The 16698-nt window shown below is 40.0% G+C and carries 17 protein-coding genes and 1 tRNA gene; 11 read left to right on the top strand and 7 right to left on the bottom strand.

What is annotated here, in order from left to right:
* Window positions 1–3: 3 nt before the first annotated feature.
* The 3 genes from EXM22_RS05720 to EXM22_RS05730 all read left to right on the top strand — a co-directional run bounded on the left by EXM22_RS05720 (window position 4) and on the right by EXM22_RS05730 (window position 1036).
* A complete protein-coding gene (locus EXM22_RS05720; RefSeq protein WP_149485591.1) occupies window positions 4–474 on the top strand; it encodes a chemotaxis protein CheX in 471 nt (156 codons plus the stop codon).
* Between the two features lies 1 nt (window position 475).
* Window positions 476–907 (top strand): response regulator, encoded by a 432-nt coding sequence (locus tag EXM22_RS05725; protein ID WP_149485592.1) that lies wholly within the window; start codon window positions 476–478, stop codon window positions 905–907.
* 55 nt (window positions 908–962) lie between these two features.
* Window positions 963–1036: transfer RNA gene (locus EXM22_RS05730), tRNA-Val, on the top strand.
* Window positions 1037–1072: 36 nt separating this feature from the next.
* Here the strand turns inward: EXM22_RS05730 and EXM22_RS05735 are convergent.
* Window positions 1073–2761: a histidine kinase dimerization/phosphoacceptor domain -containing protein gene (locus EXM22_RS05735; RefSeq protein ID WP_149485593.1), complete on the bottom strand. Its 1689-nt coding sequence runs from the start codon at window positions 2759–2761 to the stop codon at window positions 1073–1075.
* A 146-nt stretch (window positions 2762–2907) separates the two neighbouring features.
* Here EXM22_RS05735 and EXM22_RS05740 point away from each other — a divergent pair, with 146 nt between their 5' ends.
* Window positions 2908–3651 carry a PilZ domain-containing protein gene (locus EXM22_RS05740; protein ID WP_149485594.1) on the top strand — a complete coding sequence of 248 codons (744 nt, stop codon included), beginning with the start codon at window positions 2908–2910 and terminating at the stop codon, window positions 3649–3651.
* On the opposite strand, the gene cobS is transcribed toward EXM22_RS05740, so the two are convergent.
* Genes cobS through EXM22_RS05765 form a run of 5 tightly spaced genes read right to left on the bottom strand, consistent with a single transcriptional unit; the run spans window position 3648 to window position 7975 of the window.
* Window positions 3648–4403, bottom strand: coding sequence for an adenosylcobinamide-GDP ribazoletransferase (gene cobS, locus EXM22_RS05745; protein ID WP_149485595.1), 756 nt, complete (start codon window positions 4401–4403; stop codon window positions 3648–3650). The two genes, EXM22_RS05740 and cobS, sit on opposite strands and share 4 nt — an antisense overlap.
* Entirely contained in the window at window positions 4400–5461 is a 1062-nt protein-coding gene (gene cobT, locus EXM22_RS05750; RefSeq protein WP_149485596.1) for a nicotinate-nucleotide--dimethylbenzimidazole phosphoribosyltransferase, read from the bottom strand. The genes cobS and cobT overlap by 4 nt, the downstream gene beginning before the upstream one ends.
* Window positions 5461–6006: a bifunctional adenosylcobinamide kinase/adenosylcobinamide-phosphate guanylyltransferase gene (locus EXM22_RS05755; RefSeq protein WP_149485597.1), complete on the bottom strand. Its 546-nt coding sequence runs from the start codon at window positions 6004–6006 to the stop codon at window positions 5461–5463. The genes cobT and EXM22_RS05755 overlap by 1 nt, the downstream gene beginning before the upstream one ends.
* Window positions 6003–7055, bottom strand: a complete 1053-nt coding sequence (locus EXM22_RS05760) for a pyridoxal phosphate-dependent aminotransferase (protein WP_168203370.1) — start codon at window positions 7053–7055, stop codon at window positions 6003–6005. Before EXM22_RS05760 ends, EXM22_RS05755 begins: the two co-directional genes overlap by 4 nt.
* Window positions 7031–7975 (bottom strand): cobalamin biosynthesis protein, encoded by a 945-nt coding sequence (locus tag EXM22_RS05765; protein WP_149485599.1) that lies wholly within the window; start codon window positions 7973–7975, stop codon window positions 7031–7033. The genes EXM22_RS05760 and EXM22_RS05765 overlap by 25 nt, the downstream gene beginning before the upstream one ends.
* 149 nt (window positions 7976–8124) lie before the next feature.
* Between EXM22_RS05765 and EXM22_RS05770 the strand changes: the two genes are divergently transcribed.
* Window positions 8125–9666, top strand: a complete 1542-nt coding sequence (locus tag EXM22_RS05770; protein WP_149485600.1) for a putative bifunctional diguanylate cyclase/phosphodiesterase — start codon at window positions 8125–8127, stop codon at window positions 9664–9666.
* Here EXM22_RS05770 and EXM22_RS05775 read toward each other — a convergent pair.
* On the bottom strand, window positions 9663–10337 hold the full coding sequence (locus EXM22_RS05775; protein WP_168203371.1) for an SGNH/GDSL hydrolase family protein: 675 nt from the start codon (window positions 10335–10337) through the stop codon (window positions 9663–9665). The genes EXM22_RS05770 and EXM22_RS05775 overlap by 4 nt on opposite strands.
* Window positions 10338–10398: 61 nt before the next feature.
* Between EXM22_RS05775 and EXM22_RS05780 the strand changes: the two genes are divergently transcribed.
* The 6 genes from EXM22_RS05780 (at window position 10399) to EXM22_RS18205 (ending at window position 16687) form a co-directional block, all read left to right on the top strand.
* Window positions 10399–10923, top strand: coding sequence for a hypothetical protein (locus EXM22_RS05780; protein ID WP_149485602.1), 525 nt, complete (start codon window positions 10399–10401; stop codon window positions 10921–10923).
* A complete protein-coding gene (locus EXM22_RS05785) occupies window positions 10924–11958 on the top strand; it encodes a metallophosphoesterase (RefSeq protein WP_149485603.1) in 1035 nt (344 codons plus the stop codon).
* Window positions 11955–13844: a serine/threonine-protein kinase gene (locus tag EXM22_RS05790; RefSeq protein ID WP_149485604.1), complete on the top strand. Its 1890-nt coding sequence runs from the start codon at window positions 11955–11957 to the stop codon at window positions 13842–13844. The genes EXM22_RS05785 and EXM22_RS05790 overlap by 4 nt, the downstream gene beginning before the upstream one ends.
* 4 nt (window positions 13845–13848) lie before the next feature.
* Entirely contained in the window at window positions 13849–14733 is an 885-nt protein-coding gene (locus EXM22_RS05795) for an FHA domain-containing protein (protein ID WP_149485605.1), read from the top strand.
* Window positions 14730–16148 (top strand): vWA domain-containing protein, encoded by a 1419-nt coding sequence (locus tag EXM22_RS05800; RefSeq protein ID WP_149485606.1) that lies wholly within the window; start codon window positions 14730–14732, stop codon window positions 16146–16148. Before EXM22_RS05795 ends, EXM22_RS05800 begins: the two co-directional genes overlap by 4 nt.
* Window positions 16149–16237: 89 nt before the next feature.
* On the top strand, window positions 16238–16687 hold the full coding sequence (locus EXM22_RS18205; RefSeq protein WP_168203372.1) for a DUF3276 family protein: 450 nt from the start codon (window positions 16238–16240) through the stop codon (window positions 16685–16687).
* Window positions 16688–16698 lie beyond the last annotated feature (11 nt).

Here is a 16698-nt window from a genome sequence, read left to right on the forward strand (position 1 = left end):
TGCATGAGAGTTGAGTATATCAATCCTTTTGTTGAAGCAGCGTTCAACATTATCAAGGAAGTACTTCAATGTGAAGTAAACAGGGAAGAATTGTATCTGAAAAAGTCAACACAACCTGTTATGGGCGTAGCAGCTATTGTTGGCCTTGCCGGCGATGTCGAAGGAAGAGTGTTGATTGATATGTCTCAGGAGACGGCTATAAAAGTTGCATCCACCATGAACGGTGAAGAGCTGACTTCCATGGATGAACTGGTAAAAGCCACAATCACAGAATTGGCCAATATGGTAACAGCTCAGGCAGTCACAAAACTACATGATTTAGGATTTAAGTTCGATCTGACTCCTCCGGCCATTATTACCGGCGAAAATATGCAGGTATCGGACATAAATGTTGAAGCACTGATTGTCCCCCTTGGATTACCACATGGTAAGATAGAAATTAATGTTGCAATTAGAGAACGGTTAGGAGTCTAAAATGAAAACCACAAGTGATTTTCCTTCTATTAATGAACGTACGCCTGTTGGGCAAATGGATGGTAGAGCAATTAAGGTTCTCATTGTTGATGACTCTATGTTCGTAACAAAACAGATCAGCCAAATTTTAACATCAGAAGGGTTTGATATTGTTGGAACCGCTGCTGATGGTGCTGAAGGTGTTGAAAAATACAAAGAACTTTTCCCAGAAGTCGATTTGGTAACAATGGATATTACAATGCCCCGCATGGATGGTGTTACAGCCCTGGAAAAGATCGTTGAATTTGATAAGAATGCAAATGTCATTATGGTCAGTGCTCTTGGAAAACAAGATCTTGTTAAAAAATCTCTGATGCTTGGTGCAAAGAATTACATAGTTAAACCTTTGGATAGAAAGAAAGTATTAGAAAGAGTCATAAGCGCCATAAAATAATTGTTCTACGGTTATTGACAAAATTGTCAATAACCGTAAAATAGTGATTCCTAAGGGGGGGCTAGCTCAGTTGGTTAGAGTACATGCTCGACATGCATGGTGTCGGCGGTTCGAGTCCGCCGCTCCCCAGAAAAAAACCGGTTTATTGTAAACCGGTTTTTTTATTTATAATTCAATTGAAAGATCATATATACAACCCTGATCATTATAGATATGCATCTCTCCCTTTCTCTGTTTGACCAATGTGCGGATGATTCTGAATCCGAGAGATTTTTGTTCCAGAGAATCAATGACTCCATCGGGTATCCCCACTCCAAAGTCCCTAAAAAACAAATGAAGCCTATCGGTTTCATCCCGCCTTTTTTCCAAGGTAGTCCTACAGAGAAAAGATTTGCGCGCTTCTTCCAGGGGATAGGCATATTTCAAGGCATTCAAAACAATTTCATTGAGGATCATACCCACATGTATACAGGTTGTGGTCGAACAGTGGACGCTGCAGAGATCCAGCTCAAGGTCCTCCAGTTGATCGTACAGCATAGAATGCAATAGATCCCCAAGGTAGCGTTTTAAATTGATCCTGGTGAAATCTTCGGACTTGTAGAGCATTTGATGCACCATGGCTATTGTCTGGACTCTCGCTACAGAATCTTTTAAATAGTGTTTCAGCCGATCTTCTTCTACCTTACTACATTGCAAATTGAGAAGGCTGATGATCATCTGAAGGTTATTGTTGACCCTATGATGAACCTCCTGAAGTAAAACATTTTTTTCTTCTACCAGTTTTTTTAATTTTTGATTACTTTTATTCAGGCTGTCTGTCCTATTATGAACAAGCGATTCAAGTTCTTCAGAGAGATGTTTTAAACTGATTTCAGAATCCTTTAATGCTGTGATCTCCGTAAGGGACACTGCATAAATATGATCATTTTTTCTCAGAACCGTGTTTATATTTACATGATAAAATAGATGATTGTGAAAGATGATTTCCTCTTTTAGATTCTCAAGAGATGAGATCACGGATTTGATATTGACCGAGTAGAATTGTTTTTCACAAATCCCGGTCATCCGGGAAGCCGAATCATTGGCAAAAAGGATCAATCCATCTTCCGAAATTATAAATAAAGGATCTTTCAATGTTGATAAAATATTATATTTATTTATCAGAACCTGACTCTTAATACTATTCTTTAAATAGAGCAATGCCGTCAGGCCAACAATGGAAATGGTCAATGGAGTTAACTCAAATTGTAATTTGTAATCAGCCTTCCATTCGAAAAATGCAGTTCCCATGGACAAAACCCCCATGAATACAACGAGCCACCTGGCATTCCCTCCTTTTTTTAAAGCTTCGTTTGGCCGTATTACCAAAAGTGCAATTCCTAGAAAAATAGTTGAAAAATTTATTAAAAACAAATAGGAAAATAGGGGTTTTAAGGCCTTTGAGATTCCATAATTGCCCCCAATATACTGAGGTGAATCCCAGAGGAGCTTATGGAATGAATTGGTATATACCAGAAGAATGACCACAAGGGGATAAAGAAAGAAAAAACGAAACCCCTTATTTCTAAAAAAAGATTTCCCTAGCCTGATATGATAGCAAAAAGAAATCCAAATAAGTGGTAAAAAAGAGGTCGCAATATATTGTAGATTATTAAAAATAAATTTTAATTTTGCCGTTGAAGTATAGTATTCGGCCAATTCGCACATCAGCCAAAACCAGAATAGAAACATCAATAAGGCGGCTGGCTTAAACAGGGATGGTCCATGAAAAACGATAAGCAAGATAGCCAGTGAAAGAGACAGGCATCCGGTCATGATATTTAAAAAGAAATAGATAAAATCTAAATTCAGCATATACTTAGAATAATACAAGTTGCATATAGATACATAAAAAGCTCATATTATAATATTAAAGTGCTGGTAAAACTCTTTCTGATCAACTAAAAATGTTGCGGAAGAGAAAACATAACATTAGAATTGCAGTTTATACAGGAGTAGCTATGCATCAATTCAGCAATGGGAAGAAGGTTTTTTTTCTTTATCCCCCTCAAAATTTTTCTAAAACAATCATTAAAAGGATTTTCAAAGACGGATTTGAAATTTACAAACTGAACAGTACAGAAAGGCTTCTACCTCTATTACAGAAGTATCCCGACTCAATTCTTTTTATTAATACTGACTATCCCTACGATGATAACTTTAATTTCAACACTTTTAATGAAATAGAGCTTTCTAAAAAAATCTTTGAAAATCTTAAGGTCTATACTTTTTTCATGGAAAAGGTGAGTTATGGAGATAAAATCCTCGACTATATCTCCCTCGAAAGATCGGATGAAGAAGTTTATTCCGACATTTATAAGATTCTAGATGAAGCCGAAGCCCACGGTAAAAGAGAATTTGTCCGGTATGGCAACTATAATGAAATATTAAGCTCAATCAGCTTCACTTGTGATAAAAATGTTTATAAGACAAACATGCATGATATAAGTCCAAAAGCTCTTTCATTTTCCAGCGATGACGACTTAGATAGATTGATAGAGTCTTCATTTTCAGACATGAGGCTAAAGGTCGGTGTTTACGAGATCACAGTAGTTGGACGCATTGTTACGAGCCGTATGATTGGTGATAAAAAAATCTATATTGCCGAATTTGAAGCAGATGAGAGTAAAAAGGATGAAATTTTCGATTTTATCTTTACTTCACTTGAAAAGGGGATGGATGAGATCATCCATAGTTTATCTTAAAATATTTGGATGACAAAGAAGTGAAGGATAAGCATCAAAAACAAAAGGATCGTTTCACCTGTCTCGCAGATAAATCCATAAACATCACCGGTTAACCCGCCGAGCTTCCTACTGATGCTTTGACTGGTCACCAAGACGTAGAGGGCATGAAAGGGAAGTACAAGCAGCTGAAGTATGTGGTTCGTCAGAACAAAGACAGCGAGGATCGTTATAAGACCCATAAGGAGTTCCCGGAACCGCATATATTCCTGAAAAAACCGCCCCATTCCATCTTTCCTGGCGGGTGAAAAAAAACGAATGCTCAACAACTGTCCCCATCGAGCCGTCGTAGGAACAAGCAGTATGAAAGATGGGTCCAATGCATTAATCTCAAAACAGAGTAGAGTCTTTGCTAACAGCTGAAGGATAAGAGAGAGTGCTCCAAAGGCTCCAATATGACTGTCTTTCATGATGTCCAGAGTCCGTTCTCTATTTTGACGACTCCCCAAACCATCCATGGTGTCCGATAGACCATCCAAATGGAGCCCGCCGGTCAACAAAACCCAGGCTAGAGTCTGTAAAAATGCCGTAGTCAAATCTGAAAAGATTTCGGAAGACAGCAGATACACAGAGTAGAGTAGGAATGCAATTATAAAACCAACCAATGGAAACATGCCCGATGATCGGGAGACCTGAACCAAATCTTCATTGTCGTCCCAAGGTAGAGGGAGAGAGGTCATAAACCTGACTGCATAAAAGAGTTTTTTAATCACAGTTCCACCTCAGTCACACCCGCTTCTTCAAATGTGGCCATCTTGTAATAGCAAGAAAGGGCATTATCGATGAGAGGAAGGATCATTACCGCTCCAGTTCCTTCTCCCAACCTCATATTCAGATCGACAAGAGGAACAAAACCAAACTGCTGCCTGATCTCTGCAAAACCAGACTCTCCCGAGTGATGAGAAAATATCAAATATTCCTTAATCAGAGGATTTAGTTTCATGGCAAGAACGGCAGATGCTCCTGAAATAAACCCATCCACCAGAACAGGGCATCCATATACTGCACCGGCCAGCATGACGCCGCACATAGCTGCAAGCTCAAATCCGCCCACAGCTGAGAGAACATCAATAGGATCATCAGAATTCGGTTTATGCAGGAACAGGGCATCTTGTATGACCCGGGCTTTATGCTTTACCAGATGTTCTGGTAGACCGGCTCCATTTCCTGTAACAGATTCGGCATTCATGCCAGTAAGAGCCGCATATATAGCACTGGCAGAGGTGGTATTGCCAACACCCATTTCACCGGTTATCAGTAGTTCGCAGGAATTGTCTATTTCTTCCACAGCTGTGAGATAACCCAATTCAATGGCTTGATACACCTGTTCTTCTGTCATGGCTCGCTCCACACGCATATTGGCCGTCCCGCAGGCTATAGACCTTTGTATAATCAAAGGATGTTCAATGTGATGGACCATACCGGCATCAATGACTTTCAGAGCCGTATTGGTACAGGAGGCCAGAACGGAGATGGCAGCACCACCATTCAGAAAATTACGAACCATTTCTGCTGTTACGATTTGTTTAGACGGAGAAACACCTTCGGCTACAACACCGTGATCTGCCGCAAAGCATAAAACGGTTCTTTTTCCAATCTGAGGATGGGAGGTCCTTTGAATTCCGCCCAACTGCGAGACCAATCTTTCCAGGGTTCCTAAACTTTCAGGAGGTTTTGTCAAACTGTCCCACCTGGCGGATATAGAATTCATGGAATCTAAATCAAGAGTTTGAATCTTTTCTAAAAGTGTTTGAATCACTTCACGATTCATTATTTTATCCTCTGGGGCAACCCGGCAATCATTTGAATGACCTCTTTGGATTCTCTGGCAATCATCTGATGACTTCTTCCGGCCAACTCCTGAAAAATTCGCCCCAGGAAATTCGGAGAGATCAGTCCGTTTTCGACCTGATTAGAAATGACTATGATTTCACCTGGAAAGGTATTAGAAGCCTCTAAAAACTCACTTATGGCCTTTAGGATGTGATCTTCAGCCTCTTCCTGTGAAAACTTATCACCCAGTTCCATGAGTAGGTTTGTCATCCAGAGAGTTAAACAGTCAAAAAGTACGATATGCTTTGAGGAGAAATCAGTCCCTTTCAATACATCTGTGATATGCAATGGTTCTTCTATAGTTTCCCATTCCTTGGGGCGGGACAGCTTATGCCTATGTATCCTGAGCTTCATTTCATCATCCCAGGCTCTGGCTGATGCCAAATAGACAACTGTCCCGTTGTTCCTGAGTGCCCATTGGGCAGCTCTGTTTTCTGCCCAAGATGTTTTCCCTGACTTAACCCCACCCAATACAAAAATCATTTTTTTAAGTAACTCTTAAAACTCTGTATAAGTTTATGGTTATCTTCATCCGTTCTAATCCCAATTCTGATCGTATTCACTAAACTAAAGGAACTGCAGTCTCTCACAAGGATGAGGTCTTTCCACAAATGAGTTTTAAGAGCTTCAGCATCATCCACTTCAACCAGAAAAAAATTTGAACAGCTGTCATAAACAGTCAATCCCAGGTCTTCAAGGTTTTTCTTAAGAAAATCTCTTCGTTCGGTCGTTTTTCTCCAGCTATTTTTGAAATAGTCGAGTTCCCTAAATCCGGCGACACCCGCAACCTGAGCAGGTGCACTGATGCTCCACTCGGGCTGCCATTTTTTAATGCGTTGAATGATCGTGGGAGATGAGAGAATATACCCAAGACGCAGACCGGGGATGCTGAAATCTTTGGTCATTGATCTTAAAACAATGACTCCTTCTCTCAGCGGGTTATACCTCTTTTTTTCTTGAACGAAACACACATAGGCTTCATCCAGAATGAGGAGGGTACCCTCTTGAACACAAGCCTTTCTGATCGTTTCAAAATCCTCTTCATTTAAGTATGATCCTGTTGGGTTATTGGGAGAACAGAGCCACAAAAGTGCTGGCTTTTTCGACTGGACGGTTTCAAGGATTCTGCTTGTTGAAATCCTGAAAGATTCCTGCGGAGTCATTCTTACGGAGATTATGTTATCTGTCTTCAATCGGCAAGCATCGTAGTATTCACTGTAAGTGGGTTCAACGATGGCAACGCATTGATTCTCTTTCAACAGCGACGAAACAATGAGAAACATACCCTGAGATGTGCCATTTACGACCAGTATTGAATCTGTTTCAATGTTATTATAAGCAGCAATACTGTTTTTCAGTAGGCCGCTGTCAGAATCAGGATAACGGATAATGCATGAATTTCGAATGTCTTCTAATACAGAATCAGGGAGAGGATCAGGATTGATGCTCACGCTGAAATCAAGAACATCATCTGGTGATATACCCAACTTCCTCAATTCAGAATAATTCAGACCACCATGTTCAGAGCCCATACGCTCCCCCTTATTAAAGCAACGAGTGCAATCATTGTTATTATCAGGGATAATAACGTAATTTTTAAGCATATGTCTATCTTAGTGCTATTCAATAAACTGCTCCCACCATGGAGGCGATACTCTCCTTTCTTCATGAGGGTCACATCCAATGCACCAGCCATGGCGCTCATGGTCCAACCGGCATTGGGGCTGGCTGTCTTTTTACGGTCTTTTAGTAAGCAGTAAAAACCTCTTCTCAGGGAGGCTCGCGGATGCAAAAATGCGGCTAGAAGAATCATAAGGGCAGAGATCCGTGCAGGCAAGTAGTTCAAAAATGAGTCACACCAAGCCGTAAATTTTCCAATCCATTCGAATTCTTCATTTCTATAGGCGATCATAGAATCGGATGTATTTATAAACCTGTATGCCCAACTTCCGCTGAGTCCAAAAATAAGATAATAAAACACAGGAGATGTGAAACTATCAGTGATATTTTCAGAAAGAGATTCGATAACACAGGAACATATCTCTTTTTCGGATAATTCATCAGTATTCCTACTCACAAGATGAAATGATGTCTGTTTTCTGGCTTCTACCAGATTTCCTTTTTCGAGCTCTTCCTTAATGATCTTTCCACTTTTCAGTAAAGACCGTATTGAAAAGGAGACTTTTAACAAGGGAATACTAAAAAGTGTGATGAGAAGAGAAAAGGGTACTGATATTTTCGAAATAAGATGCACACTTCCAGCAAACAGAAGAACTCCTGTCAAAATCAGAAGAAATCCCCAAAGAAATTCAACGATTTGACTCTTATGGGGACATTTTTTGTAAAACCAGTGAATATAAGTGCCCATCCAGACGGTGGGATGAAATTTAGAAGGAGGTTCTCCCAGTAAAAAATCTAGAAAAACTGCAAATATAAGAATTAATTCAGACATAATATTTTATACCATATCATAACAAGAATGACATTCCTGTTTTTATATTTTAATGACGTGTTATAAAAAAATAATAGGTTTGATTAAAAATCTTTGAGCATGTACTATAAGGATATTATTAGTTTATCCATTGTGGAATCAGAACATACATGCAAAAAAAAGATGCCGATCAGAAAATTAAAAAGCTAGAAACCCTCAGTACAGGCGAACTGGTTACTTTGGTAACCACTCTTGAAGAAGAGAGGGAATCTCTCATCAGCCAGGTTGGGGAATTAGCGATTGAGTACAAGAATATTCAACAGCAGAATTCTGATCTGAAAAGACGTGTTGTCCTCAATCATAAAACTGGTCTTCAAAATCATGTCAAAGCCAATGAAGATATCAATAGGCTCCTGGATAAACGCTTTGAACGGGATGATATGTCGCCCATCGCCTTTATCCTCGTTAAACTAAATGAGAATTTTGAAGCCATTAACAAGGCTCTAAAACCCTCTATCAGTGAATGGGTTCTGTATCAGATAGGTGTCAGGCTGACAGAGCTCAGTGGACCTGAAAATACTGTATATCATACAAGAGAGGATGAGTTTCTCATTGTCTATGAAAGTATGACAGATGAAAGCCGTTTGCACATGTTTCTTCAGCTTCTTAATGAAGAGTTGAAGCGGCCACATATCTTCTCTGGATATAACATATCCATCGATTCCAGTTGCGGAATCTCTTTGTTTCCTAAACATGGTCTTGAAAGAAACGCCTTACTTCATAATTCCGATATCGCCTTGAGTTATGCCTTCAAACAGCATCTTACCTATACAATTTTTACTGATGAGATCAGTAATCTAGTTATTCAGAAAATGGAGCTTCAAAATAGTATTATCAAGGCTTTGGAAAAACAGGCTATCAAAGAAATCAATAAGCAGTTTTATCTTAATTATCAGCCCATATTGACGATTGAAATCAATAGCGATTCTTTCACTGTAATAGATGTGAAAGCAGAATCTCTTATCCGCTGGAATCATCCTGAAAAGGGAGGAATAAAACCCGATGATTTTATCCCTCTGGCAGAAGAAACAGGCCTCATAATCCCTCTGGGGAACTGGGTACTCTTCAGCGCAGCCCGTCAGCTTCAAAACTGGCACAATAAAAACTGTCATGATGTTCAAATATCAGTCAATGTCTCCCCAAGGCAGTTTTACGATTCAGAACTCGTTGATACATTTAAGCGGATGGTAGAGACCTATGATATCGATCCCTCAGATCTTAAGATTGAATTAACTGAAAATAGTCTCATTGATAATCCGGTGAATGCCATCAAGAAGTTAAATCAGCTTAGAGAAGCGGGTTTTCACATTTCACTCGATGATTTTGGAACGGGGTATTCTTCACTGAATTATCTCAAGGACCTCCCGGTTGATACGGTCAAAATTGATAAATCATTTATCAACAAGATTGATAATAATCAATTGGATCAATCTATTTTGAAGGGTATCCTCTACTTTATCAGAGAATTAAACTATGATCTTATCGTAGAAGGTGTTGAAACTCTGGAGCAGTTGAAGAGTCTGGTGGAAATGGGATGCCGCTCATTTCAGGGGTATTTCTTTTCTTCAGCTCTTTCAGAGAGTGACTTTATCAAATATAGAAAAAAAATTCTTGGTAAAAAATTCAACATAACCACCTGGAACTTACCTTAAGAATTGTGCTTTAGAACAATGGTTTCAAGTTGATGGGACAAGATTTTTGAGATTCTCAGATAGGACTCTCTATTCAAATGTATATTATCAATAAATATATTTTCTTCCATACTAAAGACATCATAAATATTGAGAAGAGGATAGCCTTTTTGTGATGTATAGGAGACCAGGGCCGGTATAATTGCAGATCTTACTTTTCCGTCATCAATGCCAAATAGATTAATGCCACTCGGTGGAGGAGTCATAACAACAACACTGGCACCTTGAGAGCTCAATGTCTTGATAATATTATTCAACCCTTGGATATAGGCTTCAGTAGAAGTCCAGTTTTCCTCTTTTGAATCATTACTGCCCAACATGACAACCAAAATATCGGGATTCCAATTCAAAATTTGATCATAGGGTTGATTCAAATAATAATCTTCTGATGATTCTACCGCACAGGCTCCGTTAATACCAAAATTCATGACCTCAAACCCTGGAGGCAGGAGTTTCTCTAATTGAGCCGGATAACTATTAACTCCTCTAAAAAACAAACCATACCCGTATGTGAGGCTATCTCCAATACAGGCTATTTTAATGGCACTTGCTTTTGCTGTAGAAGCAGAAATACCCGAGACTGAGAGTATGGATGTCAGATAAAAGAAAATAATCCGTCTGAAATTAGTCATTCTCATGATTATAATGTATCTTATTGCTAATGTTCAATTGCTGATGAGGAGAGTCTACAATATGGGATTTGCGAAAGAAATGAATCCGGAAGTGCTGCAGCATTTACAACTCCTGGCGGGAAAAGACAAGACCCTGGATGAAAACTATCTCAAGGATTTAATCAAGGCATGGCAGAAGAAAGAGCGAACATTTATGAAACAGGTTCGCTCTTATCATATGACCATCGAATCGGAAATTCCCTCACAGGAGAGCCGAGCCTTTATAGTCTTAACCTTTTCAGGGTCAATATTGGGAGTGGGTCCCAGCCAAAGCAATGGTTCAAGGCAGGTCATTTATGCCAGTGTCGGCTTACGCAAGGAAGTCCCTGAAAAGCTCCTGGAAGACAATATCACTTTAAATAGTCCTGTAAAACTGGATAAGGAAGTCCTTTTTAAGGGAGGAACTCTCCAAAAAAGTTCACCTGTGTATAAGATTGCTCTTATGAAGGAGGCGCTTCCCCAAACACAAACACGTCAACTTAAAGATGCGACACAGATCATGACGAAAGAATTTGTAAGCATCAACAATACGATCATACCGGAATAAATGATGAATCCACTCAATTACGACCAATTGCTCAGTGAATTGATAAGAATAGAAAAAGCTCAGTCGCCTGATCCATTAGAAAGTCTTAGCGAAAATTTGAGTCTTGCAGTGACAAGTTTAAACTCTCAAAACCCTCTCATTAGACCCCAAGATAGCTTGGGACGGGGAGGAGGCCTCATCTTTTTGAATACAGAGCTTCCTTTGCTCATATTGCCCGATCTCCATGCCAGAAAGGATTTTCTTTTAAAAGTGCTCCTCTCAGAAATGATGAGTGGTGGCACCGTCCTGGAATGGCTGCGGGATAAAAGGATTCAGATTCTGTGCGTCGGCGATGGTTTCCATGCTGAAAAAAGGGCCCACAAGCGCTGGGTCAAGAGCCTGGATGAGTATAAAACGAACTATCGAAGACATAAAAACATGGACAAGGAAATGGCGGAGAGCCTGGGATTGATGCAGATGATCATGCTTTTACAGTCTTTTTTTCCCGATCACTTCTTTTTTCTCAAGGGAAACCATGAAAATATCCTGAATGAAGAGGGCCGTGGGAATCATCCCTTTGGAAAGTTTGTGTATGAAGGTGAGATGGTGAAATCCTGGACCGAAAAGTTTTTGGGAAAATCATTCCTTTATGCCTATTCGGAATACGAACATTCACTACCGTTTATGGCGTTGGCCAACAATCTGATCATCTCTCATGCAGAACCAAGAGAGTACTATTCACCTGAAGAGATTATTGAAATACATGAATATGAGAACATCAAACTTGGATTGACCTGGACTGCTAATAATCAGGCAGATGAAGACTCGGTCTCTTCCATCCTGGATGATTATTCTCGCCGTTTTAATCGGGACTTCACTCATTATATAGGAGGTCATAGAACGATAAACACACTCTACAACCTCCGGGCATCAGGCAGATTTGTACAGATTCATAATCCTATGATAAGGGTAGTATTGATCACCGACCAGCAGGAGAGATTCAATCCAGATAAAAACATTTCAGATCTAGACACCTTAAGGAGCCTGCCCCTATGAGCCGTATCCCTTCAAAAATTGGAAAATATGAAATCGAAGATAAAATTGCAGAAGGAGGAATGGGGGCGGTTTTCAAAGGAACTCATCCAACGCTGGATCGTCCGGTTGTACTGAAAAAACTCATGATGAGCACCAATGAGCATCTGATTGAAAGGTTTCGTAGAGAAGCAAAAATCATGATGGAGTTCAGCAATGAGAATATAGTCCGGGTCTATGATCATTTTAAAAATGCCTCAGCCTATTACATAGTCCAGGAATTGGTGGATGGTAAATCTGTTGATGTCATTTTAAAAAAAGAGCGATACCTTCGATACGATGAAGCCCTTTATATCTTTTACTATGCCTGCAAAGCCTTGGATTATGCTCATAAGAATCAGGTTGTCCACCGGGATATAAAACCGGCCAACATCCTCGTTTCCAAGGGAGGAGAAATCAAACTTGTAGACTTTGGAATCGCCCAGTCTGATGAGGAAGAGGAATCTTTAACAAAAGAGGGTATGGCCCTAGGAACCCCCTCCTATATGGCTCCTGAACAATACGACGACTCTAGAAATGTGACGTTCAAGGCAGACATTTACTCCCTTGGCATCATGCTTTATGAAATGGTTACAGGCAAAAAGCCCTATCCCGGCAAGATGAATCCAGACACTCTGATGAAAATACACAAGGGCAAATTCGTGCCTCCCAGGAAAATAAATCCAACACTCCCTTCGGGAATCAACTGGTATATTCGAAAATGTATACAGGCGAAACCTCAAAAGAGAGCTGCATCGGTTTCTCTTCTGCTGTCGAAACTCGAAAAATGGTTTCAATCAACCGACATAGAAAGGATCAAAAATGACTTGATTAGAATTGTTAATGATCAGGAAAGAGTTCCTCATAAATCTGTTAGGAAGAACAAGGTTTTTAAGTGGTACACCCTGGTAGTTCTTTTGTTTCTTATTTCAGCAGGCGGGTATTATCTATATAGCACGGGATTTCATTATAGAACGATTTTTGCTTCTCGGTATGGCGGATTCCATTTGACACAAAAGATTGCTTCCCCCTTGAATCCCATAGAGAACTATCGGATCGAAACCATTGTATTCAAGGATGCAGGGGGAAGGATATCTGATGAGAAAGCGAAAACCCTCTTGTATGGAGTGGATAAAAAACTGGACGACGGCTCAATCATGATTCAGTCACCCGATGTCTTCCTGCCTCCGGGCTCTTACTGGCTAAAAACATCGATCAATGAAAAAGTATACTGGCAGAATATATTCATTCCCCCTTTTAGTAATGCCTTCATGAACCTGAAGCCAGCTCCAGTGATGACCTTCGTCCTTGACTGGCCCGTAGAAAAGCCTAAACCTCTGAACCTTCAGATGGATGTCCGCAGCAGGTATGACGGGCGAAACTTGAATGATTATGCGCTTTTGACAGTAGAAATAAACCACCAGTTCGTTCCACTCGATGACTTAGAGCAAAAACTGATGACAGGGAAAAGTTATAATTTCAAAGTAGAAGTAGAAGGCTATTATCCGCAGATATATGACCTAGGGATTAAGATTCATCAGGATCAATTGATTCTAAATCCGAGAATGATACCCAAAGAAGGTTTTATCAGACTGAAGAGCTCTCAGGATTTGTCCGCATCGCTCAAGATTCTCATAGATGACAAAGATGTGATTATCCCGGGGGGTCTCTCTTCTGAAATGATCAGTACCTCAGAACTGACCGGTTTAAAAAAGATTCCCTTAACCCCGGGAACTTATACTTTTGAATTCCAAGCGGGTAAAATACATAAGACCAAAGATGTCACCATAAGAATTGGAGAAGAAACGGTCTTAACACTGGAACTCAATACAGAAAAAAAGAAGATAAACAATTTACTAATCAAGGAGTAAACTTATGAATTCAAGCGGTAGATATGTTGTAGCACTCTGCATGGGATTGTCCGCGGCGCTTTTGGGCTGGTCTGTCCTGGAACTAATACTCTCTTTACAAAATTATTTTCCGGGATATACATTACTCCTTCTGGCAACAGGTGGACTCACGGGAGCCGTGATGACCGCCGTAATGGCTTCCATTGAAGGAATCCTTCATAAAAATACAGTAAAAATTCATAAGGAATGGTCCCTTGGTTTCTTGTGGGGCCTGGCTGGAGGAATGATTGGAGCTTTAGGTGGCCAGTACCTATTTACCCTGATTCTTCCTAGCACTCTCATGCCGGAGTCCTATATTTACCCCTATTATGGGGCAAGGATTGTGAGTTGGGCATTTTTGGGAGCCTTTATCGGGACCGCCGAAGGAATAAGATCCAGGTCAAATCAAAAACTCACTGCCGGACTGATAAGCGGTATCCTTGCTGGTCTAGTAGGGGGGTCAATCGTGGAAACAGCCATGCTTTTTTTCCCCCAAGATAGTTGGCTTAAACTCCCAGGATTTATGATCATGGGAATCGGTACGGCGGTTCTAACAATCTTCATTGAAGAAAAAACATCTCCCGGCGTATTCAGAGTGCTCAACGGTGTCTCTAAAGGTCGTAAATATTTGTTAAACCAGCGAAAGGTAACCCTAGGGAGCAAACATTCTTGCGATATCTCTCTTCAGGGAGACGAAAAAATTCCTGATTTAGCCGTGATACTCAAAAGAAAAGGCAAAGAAATGACCCTGGAAAGCAAAGAAGGATTTTCTGTTTCGGTTAACGATGAAATGACCCATAAAACCACGTTAAAGTATGAGGATGTTGTTAAAATAGGAAACTTGAAATTTCTGTATGAGGTAAATTCATGAAAAATAATTACAAACGTCTCTATTCTATTCTGATGATTTTTTGGGTCCTGTCACCTCTTTACTCACAGGAAAATGTTGCTATAACCGGTGTAGATACAAGCAAAATGCTCAAAAACGGCCTCATACATCTGTACGTATCATTTGCTGATACCATCACAGAAGAAGACCTTCCCGGGAAAGAAGATTTTATTTTAAACGAATTTGATTTTGACAGTGATGAATGGAAAGAGGAAGAAATCAAAGATGTTCAATATAACGGATTTAAACAGGAAGAGATTTCATTCATCTTGTTAATTGATAATTCTGGCAGTATGTACGACACCCTCGCAGGAATACCTACAGAAGAAAATGATTCACAAAGGATATTCTTTGTTCTCAAAGCCCTGCAGGATTTATTCTCATCAACAAGAGAATTTAAGGACTCACTTGCCTTATATACATTTAACACCAATATTGAAAAAATCAGCAGTTTTACATCAGATAGAAATCAACTGCTAAATAGTTTGTCACAAATCACTCAGCCCACAGCCGAAGAATCTTACACCGAACTCTATAGAGCCATGCAGCTTGCCTCGGATGAATTGAGTAAAAGACCAGGAAGAAAAGTTCTTATACTTCTGAGTGATGGAGAAAACTATACATACTCTGAAAACAAAAAAACACCTCACCCTCTGTGGGGAAACAACCTCATCCAAATTGAAGATGTTGAAAGTTCTTTACAGAAAAGAGGGATCACCCTGTACACAATTCATTACGCCCGTTCTTCAGACCCGTCGCTGGTGCAAGTGTCCACCCAGAGCGGAGGGAGTTCCTATCCCGTAGCGTCTAAGGATGAACTACTCCTGGCTTATAGGGAAATACACAGTAAGATCAATAGAGAATTCAGAGTATCCTATAAACCGAAAGTATCTAATTTCAGGGAACGACTGGTCTCCGTCAGTGCGTCTAATAAAGGAACCAGTCCGGAATTCTCATTTAGGTGGGAAACATTCTGGGGATTAACCCCTGTTCTCCCCTGGTGGGTCTACTGTGTACTAACTCTTTTGTCTCTGATGATTGTTTTCATTATACACAAAACACCATTTGAGAAGATTTATACCTTTCCCCACCTAGAAGTTCTTTCTCCCTATGAATCCGAAAAAACCATTATTCAGATATCAGAAAACAAGACAATGATAGCGGTTGGCCGGGAACAGACGGTCATTATGGATGAGGGGGAATTTAAAAATAAAAATGATGATGAAACGGGGATTACAATCATAAAAGGACCAGATGGAAAGTACCAGATGGAAGCCGATCATGAAATAATGGTAAACAACAAGACGGTCATATCCAGAGAGCTGGAACCGGGAGATGTGATTCGAAGCGAAGGAACACTCATAATCTTTGATGAACCGGAAGAAGATAAAAAGTGAAAACGTCATCATGGCAAACAAGAGAGCTTGTCATGAAAGACTAATTCCTATATTATCCACGTCACACATCAAAAGAGAAGGAATATACAATGGGACAACGAGGAGAAGTCTTTACTTTAAAACGTTTTGTAGAAGAGGGCGGACTTACCTATTTTTTCAATGTCAAGGAGAACCGCTATGGTGACCTTTTTTTAAATTTAGTTGAAAGTCGAAAAAAGGAAAATCGATTCGTTCGTTTTTCACTCATTGTTTATTCTGAAGATTTCAAAAAGTTTGCAGATGTTATGGAAACAGCTGTAACAAAGCTGAAAGCTTCTTCCCGGGATTGGGAATATGAACTCAAAACTGGTTCTGGGAAAAGAAAATACACATTCAATATCAAATCTGCAAAGAATGGAGAGTTATACCTGATCCTAGCGGAAAGCCGTGTAGGTACAGATGAAAACTATGAAAATGTTTCCATTCGTGTCTTCAAAAAAAATCTGCAAACCTTCTTAGAAGGTTTTGATCAGGCCGCCAGTCATATGACTCCCGCATAAGAGGGTAAAGC

Origin of the sequence: Oceanispirochaeta crateris (assembly GCF_008329965.1) — a bacterium.
GTDB classification, from domain to species: domain Bacteria; phylum Spirochaetota; class Spirochaetia; order DSM-2461; family DSM-2461; genus Oceanispirochaeta; species Oceanispirochaeta crateris.